We start from the raw sequence: 18,526 nt of genomic DNA, 5'->3' as shown, positions 1-18,526 counted from the left end.
GCCGGCTACCGCGCTTCCGAAGCTTCGGAGCGGCGCGGGACGTGGAAGCCCCGGCCCGATTGGTACCACCCCAGGGTGCGCCCCGTGGCGGCATCCAGCACGAAGCACCGGGTCCACCCGTAGTGGGCCGCCGCGGCGGCCACGTAGGATTCTCGCACCGTGGGAAGAAGGGACTCCCACACCCCCGGCACCACGTGAAGGTCCTGACGCTCCGGGTCGGCCTTCAGGATGAGGTGCGAGGCCTCCACCTCGGCCCAGACCGCCGCCTGGCGGGCCGCCTCTTTCTCCCTCCGGGCCGCGTCCGCGGCGCTCTCTCCCACCAGCGAAGGCGCCAGGGCCGTCCAGAGGAACCACCCCAGCGCCGCGAGGATCAGGAGGCCCACCCCCGCCAGGACGATCTCGCCCCTTCGCGAGAGGTTGAAGCGGGAGAGCTTCCTCCCCCGTCCACGCCTCGGGACTCTGGTCTCTCGTTTCACCGCCCTCACTCCCCGATGATCTTGATCAGGACCCTCTTGGGGCGCCGGCCGTCGAACTCGCCGTAAAAAATCTGCTCCCACGGGCCGAGGTCGAGTTCCCCGCCCGTCACGGCCACCACCACCTCGCGCCCCATCACTTGGCGCTTGAGGTGGGCGTCGGCGTTGTCCTCGCCCGTCCGGTTGTGGAGATACCTCGAAACGGGGGCGTGGGGCGCCAGCTCTTCGAGCCATCGCTCGTAGTCCTGGTGGAGACCGGGCTCGTCGTCGTTGATGAAGACGCTGGCCGTGATGTGCATGGCATTCACGAGGCAGAGGCCCTCGCGGATCCCACTGATCCGCAGGATCTCCCGGATCCGGTCCGTGAGGTTGATGAAGGCCCTCCGGCCCGGGGTTTCCAGGGTGAGCGTTTCCCGGTGGGACTTCACGGCGGCTCCTTTCGCTGCCCGAAGAGGGGAGTGTAGCACGGGCGGTCCTTGACCGGAGGGGAGCCGCACTCCAGAATGGGCGGCGGGGGATGGAGACGATGCCACAGCGGGTCCTCACCGACGGCGAAGTCATCCGAACGGTCCTGGACGGGGACACGGAGGCCTTCGGCGGTCTCGTGGAGCGGTATCAGAAGGGCCTCGTCACGTACATCTTCCACATGGTCCACAACTACGAGGAAGCGCTGGAACTCTCTCAGGAGGTCTTCATCAAGGCCTTCGAGAGCCTCCGAAGGTACGACGGGCAGTACAAGTTCTCCACCTGGCTTTACAAGATCGCGAGCAACCACACGATCGATCACCTCCGCCGGCAGAAGATGAGCACCACCTCCATCCAGGAGAGGCAGGACAACCCGGACCTTCCCGACCTGCACCTGGAGAGCGCAACCTTGAGTCCGCACGATGCGTACAAAAACAAGATGCTGCTGGTGCAGGTCCAGAAGGCGCTCGAGGACCTCCCGCCCTCCTACCGGGAGCTCATCCTCCTGAGGCACTTCAGTTTCCGGTCCTACGAGGAGATGGCCAAGATCACGGGGATGCCCATCGGCACGGTGAAGAACAGGATCTTTCGCGCGAGGCAGATCCTGATGGAACGGCTCCAGGACTTCCGCTGAGGAATGAGGAAGGCGCCATGACGGACCCACGCGAAAACCGCCGCTGCAACAAGATCCTCGCGCTCCTTCCCCGGTTCATCGAGAACGACTTCACGCCCGAGGAGTCGGCGGAGATCCGGGACCATCTCTCCTCCTGCCCCACCTGCCAGACGGAGTACGAATCCATGAGTCGCCTCCTGGACACCCTGGATTCGCTGCCCTCGGTGGGGGTGCCCGCCTCCTTCAAGGACGCGGTCATGCGCCACATCCCGCCCTCGCGCACTCCCCGCAAGCCATGAAGGAGCCTGGCGAGGGGCTCAAGGAGGCCGCCCGCAACCGGCAGGCCTTCTTTCTCTACGAGATCCTGGAGCGTTTCGAGGCGGGGATCGCCCTTCTCGGACCCGAAGTGAAGTCCGTGCGGGCCGGGCGGATCCAGCTCAAGGATGCCTACGCCTCGGTGGAGGGGGGAGAAGCCTGGCTTCACCAGTGCCACATCGCCCCGTACGCCCATCACACCCACCAGTCGCTCACCCCCGTGGATCCGCTGCGGAAAAGGAAGCTCCTGCTCCACAAGAAAGAGATCCTGAAGATGCGCGGGTGGGTGGACCAGAGGGGCCTGACCCTGATTCCCCTGCGGGTATACTTCAAGAGAGGGAAGGTCAAGGTGGAGCTGGGCCTCGGGCGGGGAAAGAAGGCCTACGACAAGCGTGACGCCCTGCGGGAAAAAGACCTGGACCGGGAGCAGTCGAGGGCCCTCCGCGAGCGCGGGTGAGGCATTCCGTCCCCACAGGCCGGGCTGGGGCCCGTCTCGGGAGGCAGGATCCTCCCCTAAAAAGAGAAATCGATTCCCTGGCGGGTGGATGGCCGGTCTGGGGGCGATGGGCCGCGCGCGGGGGGGGGAGATCGCGCCCCCCGTTGGGGGTCGCGCCGGCTTGCCCCCCGGCCTTCGTGGGGAGTGGCCGGGTGGCCCCCCGCCGGGGAGCGGGAGGCCGTCCTGGAAGGGGCCGATCGCGGCAGGTTCGCCGTCCGGGCGCCGTCCGGGGGCCGGCCTTGCGCTTCCCCTTTTCCGGCGCCTGCGTGGCGGCCGCGTGGTAGAATCGCCCTCCGGAGGATGCATGATCACGGCCGTCAAAGGCACGCAGGACCTGGTCTTTCCCGAGATCGCCGCCTGGCAGGCGGTGGAGGAGGCGGCGCGTCGGGTCTTCTCCCGGTACGGATACACGGAGATCCGGACCCCCGTCTTGGAACCCACCGAACTGTTCATCCGGGGCATCGGGGACGAAACGGACATCGTCACCAAGGAGATGTTCACCTTTCCCGACCGGAAGGGCCGAAGCCTGACCTTGCGCCCGGAAAACACGGCGGGCGTGGCTCGGGCCATGGTGGAGCACCGCCTCCACGAATCGCCCCTGCACGCCAGGCTCTATTACATCGGGCCCCAGTTCCGATACGAGCGCCCCCAAAAGGGGCGATACCGGCAGTTCCACCAGATCGGCGTGGAGGTCTTGGGCGACCCCGCCCCCGGAGCGGACGCCGAAGCCATCGCCATGGTCGTGGAATTTCTGGAGGTTGTGGGTGTCCTGGGTGTTCGCGTCCAGGTGAACTCGGTCGGCTGTCCGGTCTGCAGACCCGTCTTCGTGGAGGCCCTCCGGTCCCGTCTGTCGGAGAGCGCCGCAGGCCTGTGCGGGGACTGCCGCCGGCGGCTCGAAACCAACCCCCTCCGCGTGCTGGACTGCAAGGTCCCCTCCTGCCAGCCCATCCTCGACGGGGCGCCTCGGTTTCGCGACCTGCTCTGCGAGGCCTGCTCGGCGCACCATGCCGGCCTTCGGGAGGCCCTGGGGCGCCTCGGCGTCGGTTTCGCCGAAAGAGACCGCCTCGTCCGCGGGCTGGACTATTACACGCGCACCGTTTTCGAGGTCTCTTCGAGCGCTCTCGGGGCCCAGGACGCGCTGCTGGGCGGCGGGAGGTATGACGGCCTTCTGGAACAGCTCGGTGGGCCGGCCCTGCCGGGATTCGGATGGGCGTTGGGCATGGAGCGGCTCCTGCTCGCGCTCCCGAAGCCGGCGGCGCGGCGCGAGCCTTGGACTTACGTGGCCTGGTCGGGTCCGGGAACCTACGGGGCCGCGCTGGATCTGGCGCGGCACCTGAGGGCCGCCGGCGCCGTTGCCGTGATGGAGCACTCGGCGCGTTCCTTCAAGTCCGCCCTCAAACGGGCCGACCGCATGAACGTGCGCTGGGTGGTCCTCGTGGGGGAGGAGGAGCGCCAGAGCGGGGTCTATACGCTCAAGGACCTCGAGACCGGGGAGCAGCAGGCGCTGGCGGCGGAGGCCCTGGCGGAGCGAATCCTGAAGGAGCGGCCATGAACCTGCCCGAACGCACGCACTACGCGGGTGAGATCCGGAAGAGCCACGTGGGCCAGAGCGTCTGCCTCATGGGATGGGTCCGCCGGCGGAGGGATCTGGGAAGCCTCGTCTTCGTGGACCTTCGAGACCGGGAGGGGATCGTCCAGATCGTCTTCTCGGAAGACCTGGACGCGGCGGCCTTCGCGGGCGCCCACGAGCTGAGGCCCGAATTCGTGATCCTGGTGCGGGGGACCGTCCGCCTCCGGGGCGAGCGTGACGTGAATCCCCACATGCAAACGGGGGCCGTGGAGGTGGCGGCCACGTTCCTGGAAGTTCTCGCCGAAGCCGAGACGCCGCCCTTCGCCGTGGAGGACGAAGCCCTCGTGAGCGAGGAGATGCGCCTGCAGTACCGGTACCTGGACCTGAGACGGCCCTTCCAGAACGCGCGGCTCGTGGCCCGCCACCGCCTCACGCGGCGGACCCGGGAGTTCTTGTCGGACCGTGGGTTCATCGAGATCGAGACGCCCTTCCTGACCAAGTCCACCCCCGAGGGCGCCCGGGACTTCCTTGTGCCCTCGCGCCTGAGGCGTGGGTCCTTCTATGCCCTGCCCCAGTCCCCCCAGCTGTTCAAGCAGCTGTGCATGGTCTCCGGCTTCGACCGGTACTTTCAGGTGGTCCGCTGCTTCCGCGACGAGGACCTGAGGGCCGACCGCCAGCTCGAGTTCACCCAGATCGACATCGAGATGTCCTTCGCCACTCAGGAAAGGGTCATGGCCGTGGCCGAGGGGCTCATCCTGGACCTCTTCGAAGAGGTCGGGTGGCCCGCGCCCGCATCGGTCCCGCGTGTTTCCTACCGAGAGGCCATGGAGCGGTACGGTTGCGACAAGCCCGACACGCGCTTCGGCATGGAGCTCAAGACCGTCTCCGGGATCGCCGGGCAGACCTCCTTCGGCGTTTTCCGGTCGGTGCTGGATGCCGGGGGGGTGGTCCGGGGGATCTCCGTGCCCGGGCAGGCCGGACCGAGCCGCAAGCAGCAGGAGGACCTGAACGGCCTCGTGAAGCCTCACGGAGGGAAGGGCGTGGTGACCCTCTGGCGCAAGGGCGGGCAGATCGCCGGACCCGCGCTGAAACACCTGGGCGACGGCCCGGCCGGCGCCCTCCTGGAGGCGGTGGGCGCCGGAGACGGCGACCTGGGGCTTTTCGTCGCGGACGGGTACGATACGGCCTGCGCCTGCCTTTCGGCCCTCCGCCTCCACTTCGCCAAGGCCCTCGGCCTCCTCGAGCCGGACCGCCATGATCTCCTCTGGGTCCACCGGTTTCCCATGTTCGAATGGAGCGCGGAAGAGGGTCGCTGGGCCGCCCGCCACCATCCCTTCACCATGCCCCGGCCCGAGGATTGGGGGATTCTGGAGACCGACCCCGGCGCGGCCGAGGCCCTCGCCTACGACCTCGTCCTCGACGGGAACGAAATCGGGGGAGGATCCATCCGAATCCACCGAGGGGACGTGCAGAGAAGGGTCTTCAAGGTCCTGGGGTTTTCGGAGGAGCAGGCCCAGGAGAAATTCGGGTTCCTCCTGGACGCATTCCGCTTCGGGACCCCGCCCCACGGCGGGATTGCCTTCGGTCTGGATCGCCTGGCCATGATCCTCCTGGGCTGCGAGTCCATCCGGGACGTGATCGCCTTTCCCAAGACCACCTCGGGCCTGTGCCTGATGACGGGCTCTCCGGGAACCGTGGAGGCCGCTCAACTGGACGAACTGGGCGTCCGGCTGCGGCCGGGCGAATGAGGAAGCGGCCCGGCGGGGCCGCGGAAGGAGTCGGACCATGGCGGGAGTCACGAATTCCCATGCCCCGCAGCCGAAACGCCGCGTGACCCTGGGCGTCTCGGCCGGGATCAGCATCTACAAGGCCTGTGACCTGGTGCGCCGGCTCATGGATCGAAACTGCGAGGTCCAGGTCGTTCTGACGTCCCATGCGGCGCGCATGGTGGCGCCGGTGACCTTCCAGGCCCTTTCCGGGCGCCCGGTCATCACCGACCTTTTCGAGGGGGCGGGGGAGCCTTCCATCGCCCACGTCGAGCTGGCCAAGTGGGAAGAACTTCTGGTGGTGGCTCCGGCCACCGCCAATGTCCTGGGCAAATTCGCCCGGGGCATCGCCGACGATTTCCTCACGACCCACTACCTCGCCAACCGCGGAGCGCCCGTCCTTCTGGCCCCGGCCATGAACGGAGCCATGTGGAGGCACCCCGCCGTGCAGGAGAACCTGCGGATCCTGGAACAGCGCGGCCACGCCGTTCTCCAGCCGGGGAAGGGGAGTCTGGCGTGCGGCGATGTGGACGAAGGGCGCCTGCCTGAACCTGCGGCCATCGCCCAGGAGGCGGTTTCCCTTCTGGAGCGGAGGGGGGATATGGCCGGGCTTCGCGTTCTCGTGACCGCCGGCCCCACCCGGGAGGGACTGGATCCCGTGCGGTACCTGTCCAACCGCTCCTCGGGAAAGATGGGCTACGCCGTGGCGCGCGAAGCCCTCCAGCGGGGAGCCTCGGTGGACCTGGTCTCGGGGCCCGTGTCGCTGGACCCGCCGCCCGGGGCGCGCGTGCACTACGTCACCACGGCCGAGGAGATGGGGGAGGCGGTGCGGAGCCGGTTCCCGGAGTGCGACCTCCTCGTGATGGCCGCGGCCGTGGCCGACTACCGTGCGGCCGAAGTCCTGGCGCAGAAGCGGAAGAAGGGGCCCCAGGGCTGGACCGTTCGGCTCGTCAAGACCGCGGACATCCTCGGGGGCCTCCGCAAGATCCGGCGGCCGGGCCAGTTCGTGTGCGGGTTCGCGGCCGAAACGGAGAACGTGAGGGAGAACGCCATCAAGAAGCTCAAGGAGAAGGGGTTGGATCTGGTGGCGGCCAACGACGTGTCCCGGCCGGATTCGGGCTTTGACGCCGACCGGAACGCCCTGATCCTGCTCTGGCCCGATGGGCACGAGGAGCGGATCCGGGAGGCTTCCAAGCCCGAGTGCGCACGGGCCCTTCTCGACGCCATCGTAGAGAGCCGCCGTGGACGATAAGGATCTTCGGGGTCAGCTCCGCCTCCGGGCGGCGTACCTGGCGGGCGAGGGCCTGGGATACGCCCTCACCCGCCCCGGACCCGCGCCGCTCGTGTCGGAAGGACCTCCGACGGAACCTCTCGAGAAACTGCGAATCGGCATGGGGGACTGCCGCCTCTGCCGCCTCTGCGAGAAGAGGACGCGGATCGTGTTCGGGGCGGGAAACCCCAGGGCGCGCCTGCTTTTCGTCGGAGAGGGTCCGGGGGCCGACGAGGACGAACAGGGGATCCCCTTCGTCGGGCGCGCGGGTCAGCTCCTGACCGAGATCATCACCCGGGGGATGGGCCTGAAGCGCGAGGACGTGTACATCGCCAACGTGGTCAAATGTCGCCCCCCGGATAACCGCGTTCCCCTGCCCGATGAAATGGCCGCGTGCATGCCCTTTCTGGAGGCCCAGATCGCCTGCATCCGTCCGGAGGTGATCGTGACGCTGGGCGCCACCGCCGCCCAGGGACTCCTCGGCGAGAAAATGGCGATCACGCGCATTCGAGGGACGTGGCGGAATTTCAAGGGCATCCCCCTCATGCCCACCTACCACCCATCCTACCTTCTGCGCAACCCGGCGGCGAAGGGAGACGTCTGGGGGGACATCAAGCAGGTCATGGCCCGCCTTGGCCTCCCCATTCCGAGGAAGAAGGGCTGATCCGGGAAGCAAGAGACGAACCGGCCCCTCCTGGGGAGCGGCCGGCTCGGTCCGATCCCGCGAAAACGGAACCGGCGGGGGTTTCCCCCCGCCGGTGCGCGTCACCGGGGCGCCGAAATCCGCGAAGCCGGAATGGCAGGGGCCTCGGGAATCGTCCCGGAGCCTGGAAGGGAAGACGGCTGCTTGGCGGTGGTGGAAGAATTCGACGTGCTCTGGCCGTGCGGGGGGGTAGGGACTCGCTTGGACTCGAAGGGGAGGATCCGGCGAACGTAGGAGATGGTCTTGGGCATCCAGTCACCTCAATCGTGCCCGAAGAATATAAGTCCCCGACGGGACTCTGTCAAGGTGAACAAGTCCTTCTAAATCAATTACTTACATTTATGGCCTTGGACGGGGACCTGTGGAAAAGTTTGGAGATTTCCACCACGCCGTCTCGATGTCCGCGGGCCGGTGCCTAAATGTCGTAGTACAGGGCGAACTCGTACGGGTGGGGGCGTAGGGCGATTTCCTCCACCTCGCGATGTCGCTTGTACTCGATCCAGGTGCGGAGGAAATCCTCCGTGAACACGTCCCCTTTGAGGAGAAAGGCGTGGTCCTTCTCGAGGCAATCCAGGGCCTCGGTGAGAGAGCCCGGCATGGTGGGGATCTCCTTGAGCTCCTCCGGCGGCAGGCCGTACAGGTCCTTGTCGAGGGGGGGGCCCGGATCGATCCGGTTCAGGACGCCGTCGAGTCCCGCCATGAGCTGGGCGGCGAGGGCCAGGTAGGGATTGCAGGAAGGGTCGGGGGGCCTGAATTCGATGCGCTTGGCCTTGGGGCTTTCGGTGTACAGGGGGATGCGGATGCTGGCGGAGCGATTCCGGCGGGAGTAGGCCAGGTTCACGGGGGCCTCAAAGCCGGGCACCAGCCGCTTGTACGAATTGGTGGTGGGGGCGATGATGGCCGCCAGCGCCCGGGCGTGCTTGAGGAGCCCCCCGATATAATGGAGAGCCATCTGGGATAGACCCGCGTACCCGTTCCCGGGGAAAAGGGGTTTGGACTCCTTCCAGAGGCTCTGGTGCGTGTGCATTCCCGACCCGTTGTCGCCGAAAAGGGGCTTGGGCATGAAGGTGGCCGTCTTGCCGTGGCGAAGGGCGGCGTTCTTCACGACGTACTTGAACTTCATGAGGTTGTCCGCCGTCTGGACCAGGGTGTCGAATCGGATGTCGATCTCCGACTGTCCCGCCGTGGCGACCTCGTGGTGGTGGGCCTCCACTGTGAGGCCCACCTCCTCCATGAGGCGCACCATCTCCGCCCGAAGATCGTGAAGGGAATCAGTGGGGGGGACCGGGAAATAACCCTCCTTGTAGCGGGGCTTGTACCCCAGGTTGGGCTTCTCGTCCCGGCCCGTGTTCCACCGCCCCTCGGAGGAATCGAGGAAGTAGTAGCCGGAGGAGGCGTTCTGGTCGAAGCGGATATCGTCGAACACGAAGAACTCGGCCTCGCAACCGAAGAAGGCCGTATCCGCGATGCCGGTGGATACCAGGTAGTTCTGGGCTCGGTGGGCGATGTTTCTCGGATCCCGGGTGTACCTCTCCCGCGTCACGGGGTCGAGGACGTCGCAGATGAGGGTGAGCGTGGGCTGGACGAAGAAGGGATCCACGAAGGCGCTGGATGGGTCGGGCACGACGATCATGTCGCTCTCGTGGATCGAGCGCCAGCCGCGGATGGACGAGCCGTCGAAGCCCACGCCCTCGGTGAACGAGTCCTCTGAAAACACCGTGGCCGGCACCGTGAAATGCTGCCACAGGCCCGGAAGGTCCATGAACCTGAGGTCCACCATCCGGATCCCCTTCTCTCGGATCAGCTCCATCACGCCCTTCGCATCCATGGCCTCGGACCCTCCTTCCATCTAGGGGAAACGAAATAACGGGGGCCACTTTACCCACACTCCTCCCCTCCGTCAACAGCGGGAGGAGCCTCTTGTTTTCCTCCTTTCATTGGCGCAGGTCGCCCCGCCGGGATACAATCCGCAGAGCCCCCGACAGGGGCCACTCCGCGAGGGAACCGGTGGACGAGAAACTCACGCCCGCCATGCGCCAGTGGCGGCGGGTAAAGGACCAGCATCCCGGCAAGATCGTCCTCTTCCGTATGGGCGACTTTTACGAGATGTTCGGGGAGGACGCCCGGATCGCCGCGGAGGTCCTCGAGATCGCCCTCACGACCCGCGAAAAGAACAAGGTCGAGCCGATGCCCATGGCCGGCATTCCGTACCACGCCCTGGAGGCCTACCTCGGGCGATTGATCCGGGCGGGGTTCCGGGTGGTCCTGTGCGATCAGGTGGAGGATCCGGCCACCGCCAAGGGGCTGGTGCGGCGGGAGGTGACCCGGGTGGTGACCCCGGGAACGGCCCTGGAAGAAGGCGTCGTGGAGGCGTCCCAGACGGTCCTTTTGGCCGCCTGGTGTCCCGGCGAGGATTTCGTCGGGATGGCGTGGGCGGACCTCTCGTCGGGGGACCTGGTGGTGTGGCTCTCGACCGCATCCGAAGCGCAGGACCGCTTGCGGGCCGTAGGCCCGGCGGAGATCCTCCATCCGGAGGGTTTCCCGGCGCCCGAGGTGCCGGGCGCCGCCGTCACGCCCCTTCCGGCGGCGGTGTTTCACCCCCGGGACCCGCGGGAAGCCCTGTGTCGCCGGTTCGGTCTTCCCGCGGGATTGCCGGGCCTGCCTCCGGAGAGGGAAGCCCTGGGCGCGCTGCACGCGGTCCTGGACTACCTGCAAGACCGCGGAGCCAAGGTGCTCAAGCCTCCGAGGACGGAAGTTCCGGGCACTTCGCTCGTCTTGGACGAGGCCACCCGGCGCAACCTGGAACTCGTGGCGTCGGTCGAAACGGGGGGGCGGAAGGGCACCCTGCTCGAAGCCATGGATGCCACCCTCACCCCCATGGGTTCGCGCCTGCTCCGGGACTGGCTTCTGGCCCCGTCCGCCCAGAGGGATGAGATCCTGCACAGGCAGGGCACCGTTGCCTGTTGGCTTTCCAACCCGCAGAACCTGCGAACCGTGAGGGAGCGGCTCCGCGGCTTTCCGGACCTGGCGCGTGTCACGGCGAGGCTGGGCGCGGGGATCGCCACCCCGAGGGACGCGGCCATGCTGCGCGAGGCGCTTCAGAGGCTTCCGGGCGTAAGGGAATGCCTTGCGGCGGCCGGAGGCGTCCCCGGGGCCCTGAGCCGCGAGGAGTTAACCGGATGGGCGGCTCGGCTCGCCCAGGTCCTCGAAGAATGCCCGCCTCCCCACGCCCGGGAGGGAGGCATTTTCGCGCGGGGGTGGAACGCCGAGCTGGACGCCTTGCGCGATCTGGCCGAAAACGCCCATGCCGCCATCCTGGAGGTGGAGCGCCGGGAGCGGGATCGCACGGGGATCGCCAGCCTGAAGGTCCGCTACAACAAGATCTTCGGCTACTTTCTGGAGGTCAGCCGAGCCAACTTGGGACGGGTGCCCCCGGATTTCGAGCGGCGCCAGACCCTGGTCAACGGGGAGCGTTTCGTGACCTCCGAGCTGAGGGACCTGGAAGCGAGAATCCTGAGCGCGCGGGCAGACCGAGAAGCCCTCGAATCGAAGCTCTGGACGGACCTTCAGGCCGAGCTGGCTGCCGTCCTTCCGGTCTTCCGGGAGGCCGCGGGCGCCCTGGCGAGGGAGGACGTTCTTCAAGGCTTCGCGCACCTGGCGAGGGCGCGCGCCTACACCCGTCCCGAGGTGGTGGACGATCCGGTCCTTCTTCTGGAGGAGAGCCGTCATCCCGTCCTGGAACTCGATTCCCGGCACCAGCCCTTCATTCCCAACCCGGTCCGTCTCGATACAAGTGAGGACCAGATCGTTCTCCTGACCGGACCCAACATGGGGGGGAAGTCCACCTACCTGCGGCAGGCCGCCCTCATCGCGATCATGGCCCAGACGGGATCCTTCGTGCCCGCGAGGAGGGCCGTGACGGGGCTGGCGGACCGTCTCTTCTGCAGGGTGGGAGCCGGGGACAGCCTCCTGCGGGGCCTGTCCACCTTCATGGTGGAAATGACCGAAACGGCCGCCATCCTTCGAAATGCCACCGCCCGGTCCCTGGTGATCCTCGACGAGGTGGGCCGCGGAACCAGCACCTACGACGGGCTGGCCATCGCCTGGGCCGTCGTGGAAGCCCTGCGGGGCGGGGAGGGGGGCGTGGGGTGCCGAACCCTCTTCGCGACCCACTACCACGAACTCACCGAATTGGGGAAGACCCTTCCCGGCGTACGGAACCTCACCATGGGGGTCCGGGAGCATGAAGGGCGGGTCGTTTTCTTGAGGACCGTTGAAGAGGGCGCCGCGGACCGATCCTACGGAATCCACGTGGCCGAGCTGGCCGGGGTTCCAGCCAGGGTCGTGGAGCGGGCCCGGGCCATTCTCTCCCGTCTGGAGGCCCGCCGTGCGGGTCTTTCCCTGGAATCGGCCCCGCCCGGCCGCCCGCGCCAGCCCAACCTCTTCCCCGGTGAGGGTGGCGCCGAGGAGGCCCGCGTCCTCGCGGAGTTGCGCGCCGTAGACGAGGGCACCCTTTCCCCCCTGGAAGCACTCCTGCTGATCCATCGCCTTCGCAAGAAGCTCGGCCTGCCCTCCTGATTGCGCTTTGCGGAACTATTGAATATTCAGCGAATTGCAAGGCTCTGGGGTGCGTCCGGCTCAATAGTGAGCGCGGTAACATCAGATTACTTGACAAGTATGCAGTGCGATATTATATTTTCTCCGTAGCCATCGGCCCTCGCCGGTTTGGGGGCCCGGATTCAAGAAAGGAGGTATCGCAATGACCCTGATGCGTTGGAACCCCTATCGGGAACTGATGACCATGCACGAGCAGCTCAATCGCCTCTTCGACGAGGGCTTCAGTCGGGGAGCTTCGGGCGAAGTGGAGTACGGCGCCTGGGCGCCCGCCGTGGATCTGCGGGAAGAGGACAAGCGCTTCGTGATCGAAGTGGACCTTCCGGGCGTAAAAAAGGAGGACATCGAGATTCAGCTGGAAAACAACCTCCTGACCATCCGCGGGGAGCGGCGCTTCGAGAGCGAAACCAAGAAGGAGCATTACCACCGGATCGAGAGGGCCTACGGAAAGTTCCTCCGCTCCTTCACCCTTCCCACCCGGGTGGACGCCGCGAAAATCAGCGCCACCCAGCGGGACGGAATCCTCGAAGTCGTCGTCCCGAAGGCCGAGGAGTCGCTGCCGAAGAAGATTGAGGTCAAAGGCTGACCCAAGACCTCGGGTGCGCAAAGGGGGGCCATTCAGGCCCCCCTTTCCTTTCGACTCGGCAGGTGTCCCATCTGAACCCGAGGAGGCACCCGGGGCACGTCATCTCTCGGGCCGGAGGAACGCGCGCCCGGTGACCGCGACCTAGGGGACCGCAAGGGAATCGGGAACTCTGGACCCGGGAGCCGGCCAAAGGGCCGGGTCGGACCCCCCGTTCCAGGGAGTTCGCCCGTTCGCCCTGGAGGCCCGGAGCCTCGAGGGCCCATCCCGGGCCCTTCAAAGGAGGGGCGCCTTCGCCCAAGGGCCGTCTTTCCTATGCTATCCTCAGTCTCCTGCAGGGAGGATGCGCCGCGCATGGCTCAAAAGATCCCGCTCACCGTCGCCGAAAAGCAGAAGATCCTCTTTTTGTCCTCCACGCCCGCCCCGGCGCTGTCGGATTGGGGGCGCCGCCACGAGGAGGCCGGTTTCCTGCACGATGCCCTCCTGTACTTCGAGGCCGCCCGGGATCGAGCCTCCCTGGAGCGGCTCGCGCAAACCGCGGTGGAATCCGCCGACCTCCTGCTTCTTCTCAATGCCCACAAGGCCCTGGGCGGGGTCCCACCGGCGAAATCACTCGAGGCCCTGAGGACGAAAGCCGAGGCCCTGGGAAAGCGCCTGGAGGCCGAACGGGCCGCCCAGCTGCTCGTCCCCGGCGATGGCGGGGAGAGTTGAAGACCCCATGATCGAAGTTCGGGACCTGACGCGCAGGTTCGGGCGAACGGAGGCGGTGAGCCATCTCCACTTCCGCATCGAAAAGGGGGACATCGTCGGCTTTCTCGGGCCCAACGGGGCCGGAAAGACGACGACCCTCCGGATGATCACCGGCTTTCTGCCTCCCACCGAAGGAGACGTGGTGGTGGGCGGTCTTTCCTCCCAGGAGGACGGAAAGGCCGTGCGGAGGCAAATCGGGTACCTCCCGGAAAACAACCCCCTTTATGAGGACTTGAGGGTGCGGGAATACCTCGCCTTCCGGGCGGAGCTGAAAGGCGTCCCCCGGCGCCTTCGGGCCCGGCGCATCGGGGAGGTCCTGGAGGCATGCGACGCCCTGGAAGTGAGGGACCGGATCATCGGGGCCTGCTCCAAGGGCTTCCGACAGCGGGTGGGGATCGCCGACGCCCTCCTCGCCGACCCACCGGTCCTCATCCTGGATGAACCCACCGTGGGCCTCGACCCCGCCCAGATCGCCCAGACACGCACCCTCATCAAGGGTCTCAGCGCCGACCACACGGTGCTCCTGTCCACCCACATCCTCCCCGAGGTCGAGGCCATCTGCTCCCGGGCCCTCATCCTCCATCGAGGGCGGCTCCTCTTCGACGGCTCGGTGGAGGGGTTGCGGAAAGGTCTGTCCGGCGGCCATTTGACGTGCACCGTGCGGGCTCCCCGGGCCGAGGCCGAGGTTTGCCTGGCGGAGATCCCGGGAGTGATGCGGGTGCGGACGGTGGCGGAATCGGGAGGGGAAACCCGGCTGGAGCTGGAGACCGATCCCGCTTCCGACGTGCGGGAGGCCATCGTGCGGGCGTGTTCTCTCCGCGGGCTGACCCTCCTTGAGCTGGCGGCCCGGCAGATTTCGCTGGAGGAGGCCTTTCTCTCCATCACGACGGACGAGGCCGCCGGGGAGGTGGAGCCGTGAAGGGTGCATGGGCCATCGCCAAGAAGGAGCTCCGCTCCTATTTCCTCGCTCCGCTCGCCTACGTGGTCATCACCGCCTTTCTGCTTCTCAACGGGTTCTTCTTCTACGCGATCTTGGCCGTACTGAGTCAGCCGGGGGCCTCCTCCACGTCTCCCATGAGCCTTCTCTTCGGCGGCACCGTCTTCTTCTGGATCTTCCTGATCGTGACCGTGCCCGTCATCACCATGCGCCTGGGCGCCGAGGAGCTGAAGAGCGGAACGGTGGAAACGCTCCTGACGGCCCCCGTGACCGACCTCGAGGTGGTTCTCGGGAAGTTCCTCGGGGCGCTTTTCCTCTATGTGGCCGCCTGGCTGCCGACGGGTCTCTACGTCTGGGCCGTGTCCCTCTATTCCGAGGTGGATCCCGGGCCCGTGCTGGGAGGATACCTGGGGACGGTCCTGGTGGGTCTCTTGTTTCTCTCCGTCGGGATCTTCACGACCTTCGTTTCGAAGAACCAGGTGGTGGCCGCCATCCTGGCCTTCGCCCTCCTCCTTCTCCTGCTGCTTCTTTCCCTGATTTCCTACATCATCACCGATCCGTTCTGGAAGGAGGTCTTTTCGTACATGGACCTCTACGCCGCCATGCAGGGCTTCTCCCGGGGAATGGTGGATTCGCGCCCCGTCCTCTACTGCCTGTCCGGAGCGGCCTTCTTCCTGGCCCTGGCTTACCAGGCCCTCCAGGCCCGGCGTTGGAGGTGACCGCATGAGGGCCCGGCTTCTGAAGCAGACCAACTGGGGGGTGGTGCTCGCGGTGCTCGCGGGGCTCCTTCTCATGGTGAACTATCTTTCGGCGCGCCATTACCGGAGGTGGGATCTCACCGCCTCGCGCTCCTTCTCCCTGTCGGACCAGGCCCGCAAGGTCCTCGCCGACCTCCAGACTCCCCTCCGCGTGGTGGTGTTCCTGTCTCCCGCCGACGAACTCTTCGGACGCGTCACGGATCTTCTCGAGGCCTTTCGGGAGGTCTCTCCCCGCATCCAGGTGGAAACCATCGACCCCGATCGCGACCGGGCTCGCGTGCAGGCGCTGGCCCAGCAGTACAAGGTCAACGTGGCCAACGTGGTGGTCTTCGAGGCCGGGGATCGGTCACGGCACGTGGAAAAGGACCAGATGGTCGAGTACGACTTCTCGGGCCTCCAGGAAGGCGCACCGGCGAGGATCAAGGCCTTCAAAGCGGAGCAGGCCTTCGTGAACGCCATCCTCGAGGTGCAGAATCCTCACCAGCCCGTGGTCTATTTCACGTCCGGCCACGGAGAGAGAGGCCTGGGAGGGCGCGGGGAGGGCATCGGAATCCTCCGGGACCGCCTCGAAAAGGAGGGGGCGCACGTCCGCGAGTGGATCGGGTTGGGGAAGGCCCAGGTTCCGGTGGACGCCGACGCCTTGGTGGTCGCCGGGCCCCAAGGGGCTTTTCTGCCTCAGGAGGCCGAGGCGCTGGACGCCTATCTTCGAAAGGGAGGCAGGGCCCTGTTCCTCCTGGACCCCGTCCTGGAAGGGAAACCCCCGTCTTTCGCGCCCACGGGCCTCGAGGGGGTTCTGGAACGGTGGGGGGTCGTCCTGACGAACGATGTGGTCCTCGATCCCGCCGCCGCGGTCCCCCAGATGGGGCCGCAAACCTTCTTCGCCGCCCGCTTCGGGGAGCACGTGACCGTTCAGGACCTGGCGAGGAACCGGTTCCTCGTCCTCTTCGGCCTTGCACGGTCCCTGGAAGTCGGTTCCCCCCGGGAGGCGGGCTATGTCGTCACCCGCCTGATCAGTTCCTCCCCCTCCAGCTGGGGGCTGACGCGCCTGGAGGGTCTGGAGGGGGAATTGGCCAAGGGAGCCGGCGATCCGCAGGGCCCCCTTCCGCTCGCCCTGGCGGTGGCCTCCGAAGAGCCTTCCAGGAAAGCCAGGATCGTGGTCGCGGGAGACTCGGATGTGGCCACCGACGGCCTGATGGGCGCGGGCTTCGGAAACCAGCTGTTCTGTATGAACGCCGTCCATTGGCTGCTGGAGCAGGAGAGCCGCATCGCCATTCCGCCCAAGTCCTCCGTCGAGACGCACCTGGACCTCACGGCCTCTCAAGCCAACGTCCTGCTCCTCCTTTTCGTGGTGGTGCTCCCCGCCAGCGTGGCGGGATTGGGCGGATGGGTCTTCCTGCAGCGCCGAAGGTGAGCCCGTGAAGCGATCCACCTGGGTGCTCGCCATCCTGGCCGCCGCCATCCTGGCCGCCATCCTCCTTTGGGAAAGAGACCGGCCCACCACCGCCGAATCGGAGGCGGGAAGGGGCCGGATCCTGGGCGGCCTTCGCGCGGAGGATGTGCGGGGCGTGGACCGATCGGGCTACCAGCCCCTGTCCCTCGTGCGCACGGACCCAGATGGAGATTCGGACGGCTCGGACGGTCCGGCGGAGGGGTGGAAACTCACCGCTCCCGTGGAGGATCCGGCGGACGGCTACGCCGTGAGCGGGTTCGTAGAGAGACTGCTGGCCGCGCGTGGTCTGCGTGCCGTGGACGAGGGCGCGAGGCCCGAGGACCTGGGGCTCAAACCGCCGAGGGCCACCTGGACGCTGCGGACGGCGAGCGGGGTCCGCGTCCTGGAGGTGGGTCTCCCCGCGCCCCTGGGCGAGGGGCTTTACGTCCGCGCCGAGGGCAAGTCCTGGGTATTGGAGTCCGGCATGGAGGAAACGCTCCTGCGGCCCGCCTCGGCCTTCCGGCTCCGGGATCTCCTCCCCGTGGGATCCCACGAGGTGGAACGGGTGACGGTCCGCCACCGCGACGGCCGGACCCTCTCCTTTCGGCGGGAGCCCGCCGGAGGCTGGACCGTGACGGAGCCCTACTCCGACTGGGGCGCCTCGGAAACGATCCTGACGCTCCTCGACGACCTGTGCCTCTGCCCCGTAATGGACTTTCCCGAGCTGCCGCCGGAGGAGACGGCCCGGGAATTCGATTCCCCTCGGACCAGAATCGAGGTTCACGGCGGCGGGAAGGCGTATGCTGTGGAGCTCGGCGGCCCGGCGCCCGGGGGCGAAGCCGCCGAACGGAGGGTCCTGGCGCGGTGCACGGGACGCTCAGGCGTCCTGGCCGTTTCCCTCAACTCCCTGAAATCCCTGGACCAGCCCCCGGAAACCTTCCGGTCCCTGGAGGTCCTCCGGCGCTCCGTCTTCGAGTGCGATGAGGTCCTGGTGTCCGGAGACGCGACCGTTCGGATCGTCCGGGACGACGGAGCGGGATGGCGCTTCGCCGAGCCCTCCCCGCCCCCCCCGGGCGGCGACGCGCCCTCGCTGGCCGGCGCCTTGACGGCCCTGAAAGGCATCCGGGTGTCGGATCCCGCGGAAGGCGCGCCCGCCCCGAAGGGACGAGCGGTCACGGTCGTCCTGCGGGGGGACGTCTTCGAGGAGCGGGTTCAGGTCTGGAGGGATGCCGGAGCCACCTTCGCACGGCCCGCGGGGCGGCCCGTGCGTGTCGAATTGGACCCGGCGGGGTGGGCCAAGGTGGAAGCCGCCCTCGGGAAGGCCTCCCTCGGGTCGGAGGGGAAGCGCCCATGAAGATTCGACCTGCTCGGGCCCGCCGGGGCGACGTCCCCCCGGCGTGGGTGTTCGTGGCTCTTGGAGGGGTCCTCTTCGCCGCCGGCGCCCTCGCGGTCTCGCTGCTCCCCGAGCGGTTTCACCCCCAGTGCGGCTTCCACGCCGTATCGGGGCACCCGTGCCCCACCTGCGGGGCCACGCGAAGCGTCCTCCTTCTCGCGCGTCTGCGCCCCCTCGACGCGTTTCGGACCAACCCCCTGTTTGCTTCGGCCGTGGCGGTGGTTCTCCTGTGGATCGGGGCTGGGGTTGCAGCCCGGCTCGCGGGGCGAAACCTGTACGTGGAGGTGGGGGCCCGGGAGGAGAAGTGGTGGTGGTTCGCCCTCCTGGGGGCGTTCCTGGTCAACTGGGTGTATCTGTGGCGGGCGGGCGTGTAGCGGGGCCCTCTTCCGGC

General features: G+C 67.5%; 18 protein-coding genes. 15 read left to right on the top strand and 3 right to left on the bottom strand.

Annotation, left to right across the window (positions count from 1 at the left end; all coding sequences use genetic code 11):
• Positions 1–5: 5 nt before the first annotated feature.
• Both AB1824_02220 and AB1824_02215 read right to left on the bottom strand, forming a co-directional pair.
• Complete coding sequence (locus AB1824_02220) at positions 6–476, bottom strand: hypothetical protein (GenBank protein ID MEW5763769.1); 471 nt, start codon at positions 474–476, stop codon at positions 6–8.
• A 5-nt stretch (positions 477–481) separates the two neighbouring features.
• Positions 482–901, bottom strand: coding sequence for a secondary thiamine-phosphate synthase enzyme YjbQ (locus tag AB1824_02215; protein MEW5763768.1), 420 nt, complete (start codon positions 899–901; stop codon positions 482–484).
• 98 nt (positions 902–999) lie between these two features.
• Here AB1824_02215 and AB1824_02210 point away from each other — a divergent pair, with 98 nt between their 5' ends.
• From AB1824_02210 to AB1824_02180, 7 genes are all read left to right on the top strand, one after another.
• Positions 1,000–1,572: a sigma-70 family RNA polymerase sigma factor gene (locus AB1824_02210; GenBank protein MEW5763767.1), complete on the top strand. Its 573-nt coding sequence runs from the start codon at positions 1,000–1,002 to the stop codon at positions 1,570–1,572.
• A 17-nt stretch (positions 1,573–1,589) separates the two neighbouring features.
• Positions 1,590–1,850 (top strand): zf-HC2 domain-containing protein, encoded by a 261-nt coding sequence (locus tag AB1824_02205; GenBank protein MEW5763766.1) that lies wholly within the window; start codon positions 1,590–1,592, stop codon positions 1,848–1,850.
• The gene (smpB, locus tag AB1824_02200) at positions 1,847–2,323 is read left to right on the top strand and encodes an SsrA-binding protein SmpB (GenBank protein ID MEW5763765.1); all 477 of its coding nucleotides are present in this window, start codon (positions 1,847–1,849) and stop codon (positions 2,321–2,323) included. Before AB1824_02205 ends, smpB begins: the two co-directional genes overlap by 4 nt.
• A gap of 343 nt (positions 2,324–2,666) precedes the next feature.
• Positions 2,667–3,914: a histidine--tRNA ligase gene (gene hisS / locus AB1824_02195; protein MEW5763764.1), complete on the top strand. Its 1,248-nt coding sequence runs from the start codon at positions 2,667–2,669 to the stop codon at positions 3,912–3,914.
• The gene (gene aspS / locus AB1824_02190; protein MEW5763763.1) at positions 3,911–5,680 is read left to right on the top strand and encodes an aspartate--tRNA ligase; all 1,770 of its coding nucleotides are present in this window, start codon (positions 3,911–3,913) and stop codon (positions 5,678–5,680) included. Before hisS ends, aspS begins: the two co-directional genes overlap by 4 nt.
• Positions 5,681–5,717: 37 nt before the next feature.
• On the top strand, positions 5,718–6,950 hold the full coding sequence (gene coaBC, locus AB1824_02185) for a bifunctional phosphopantothenoylcysteine decarboxylase/phosphopantothenate--cysteine ligase CoaBC (protein ID MEW5763762.1): 1,233 nt from the start codon (positions 5,718–5,720) through the stop codon (positions 6,948–6,950).
• Positions 6,940–7,632: a uracil-DNA glycosylase gene (locus tag AB1824_02180; protein MEW5763761.1), complete on the top strand. Its 693-nt coding sequence runs from the start codon at positions 6,940–6,942 to the stop codon at positions 7,630–7,632. Before coaBC ends, AB1824_02180 begins: the two co-directional genes overlap by 11 nt.
• A gap of 454 nt (positions 7,633–8,086) precedes the next feature.
• Here AB1824_02180 and glnA read toward each other — a convergent pair whose 3' ends face one another.
• Positions 8,087–9,499 (bottom strand): type I glutamate--ammonia ligase, encoded by a 1,413-nt coding sequence (gene glnA / locus AB1824_02175; GenBank protein MEW5763760.1) that lies wholly within the window; start codon positions 9,497–9,499, stop codon positions 8,087–8,089.
• A gap of 179 nt (positions 9,500–9,678) precedes the next feature.
• Between glnA and mutS the strand changes: the two genes are divergently transcribed.
• The 8 genes from mutS (at position 9,679) to AB1824_02135 (ending at position 18,509) form a co-directional block, all read left to right on the top strand.
• Positions 9,679–12,249: a DNA mismatch repair protein MutS gene (gene mutS / locus AB1824_02170; protein ID MEW5763759.1), complete on the top strand. Its 2,571-nt coding sequence runs from the start codon at positions 9,679–9,681 to the stop codon at positions 12,247–12,249.
• Between the two features lie 181 nt (positions 12,250–12,430).
• Positions 12,431–12,871: an Hsp20/alpha crystallin family protein gene (locus AB1824_02165; GenBank protein ID MEW5763758.1), complete on the top strand. Its 441-nt coding sequence runs from the start codon at positions 12,431–12,433 to the stop codon at positions 12,869–12,871.
• A gap of 351 nt (positions 12,872–13,222) precedes the next feature.
• A complete protein-coding gene (locus tag AB1824_02160) occupies positions 13,223–13,579 on the top strand; it encodes a hypothetical protein (protein MEW5763757.1) in 357 nt (118 codons plus the stop codon).
• A 7-nt stretch (positions 13,580–13,586) separates the two neighbouring features.
• Positions 13,587–14,537, top strand: coding sequence for an ATP-binding cassette domain-containing protein (locus AB1824_02155; protein MEW5763756.1), 951 nt, complete (start codon positions 13,587–13,589; stop codon positions 14,535–14,537).
• Complete coding sequence (locus tag AB1824_02150) at positions 14,534–15,274, top strand: ABC transporter permease (GenBank protein ID MEW5763755.1); 741 nt, start codon at positions 14,534–14,536, stop codon at positions 15,272–15,274. Before AB1824_02155 ends, AB1824_02150 begins: the two co-directional genes overlap by 4 nt.
• Before the next feature lie 4 nt (positions 15,275–15,278).
• Positions 15,279–16,724, top strand: a complete 1,446-nt coding sequence (locus tag AB1824_02145; protein ID MEW5763754.1) for a GldG family protein — start codon at positions 15,279–15,281, stop codon at positions 16,722–16,724.
• A 4-nt stretch (positions 16,725–16,728) separates the two neighbouring features.
• Positions 16,729–18,096 carry a DUF4340 domain-containing protein gene (locus AB1824_02140; GenBank protein ID MEW5763753.1) on the top strand — a complete coding sequence of 456 codons (1,368 nt, stop codon included), beginning with the start codon at positions 16,729–16,731 and terminating at the stop codon, positions 18,094–18,096.
• Entirely contained in the window at positions 18,093–18,509 is a 417-nt protein-coding gene (locus AB1824_02135; protein MEW5763752.1) for a DUF2752 domain-containing protein, read from the top strand. Before AB1824_02140 ends, AB1824_02135 begins: the two co-directional genes overlap by 4 nt.
• The last annotated feature ends 17 nt before the right edge of the window (positions 18,510–18,526 follow it).

Source organism: Acidobacteriota bacterium (assembly GCA_040752915.1).
Lineage (GTDB): Bacteria > Acidobacteriota > UBA4820 > UBA4820 > DSQY01 > JBFLVU01.
The sequence above is the reverse complement of the archived record's forward strand: the minus strand, read 5'-3'. Positions and strand labels throughout refer to the sequence as shown.

Coding starts and splice junctions, on each gene's coding strand:
- AB1824_02205 (MEW5763766.1), top strand. CDS start 1,590: ATGACGGACCCACGCGAAAACCGCCGCTGCAACAAGATCCTCGCGCTC.
- aspS (MEW5763763.1), top strand. CDS start 3,911: ATGAACCTGCCCGAACGCACGCACTACGCGGGTGAGATCCGGAAGAGC.
- hisS (MEW5763764.1), top strand. CDS start 2,667: ATGATCACGGCCGTCAAAGGCACGCAGGACCTGGTCTTTCCCGAGATC.
- AB1824_02210 (MEW5763767.1), top strand. CDS start 1,000: ATGCCACAGCGGGTCCTCACCGACGGCGAAGTCATCCGAACGGTCCTG.
- glnA (MEW5763760.1), bottom strand. CDS start 9,499: ATGGATGCGAAGGGCGTGATGGAGCTGATCCGAGAGAAGGGGATCCGG.
- AB1824_02160 (MEW5763757.1), top strand. CDS start 13,223: ATGGCTCAAAAGATCCCGCTCACCGTCGCCGAAAAGCAGAAGATCCTC.
- AB1824_02155 (MEW5763756.1), top strand. CDS start 13,587: ATGATCGAAGTTCGGGACCTGACGCGCAGGTTCGGGCGAACGGAGGCG.
- smpB (MEW5763765.1), top strand. CDS start 1,847: ATGAAGGAGCCTGGCGAGGGGCTCAAGGAGGCCGCCCGCAACCGGCAG.
- AB1824_02165 (MEW5763758.1), top strand. CDS start 12,431: ATGACCCTGATGCGTTGGAACCCCTATCGGGAACTGATGACCATGCAC.
- AB1824_02135 (MEW5763752.1), top strand. CDS start 18,093: ATGAAGATTCGACCTGCTCGGGCCCGCCGGGGCGACGTCCCCCCGGCG.
- coaBC (MEW5763762.1), top strand. CDS start 5,718: ATGGCGGGAGTCACGAATTCCCATGCCCCGCAGCCGAAACGCCGCGTG.
- AB1824_02145 (MEW5763754.1), top strand. CDS start 15,279: ATGAGGGCCCGGCTTCTGAAGCAGACCAACTGGGGGGTGGTGCTCGCG.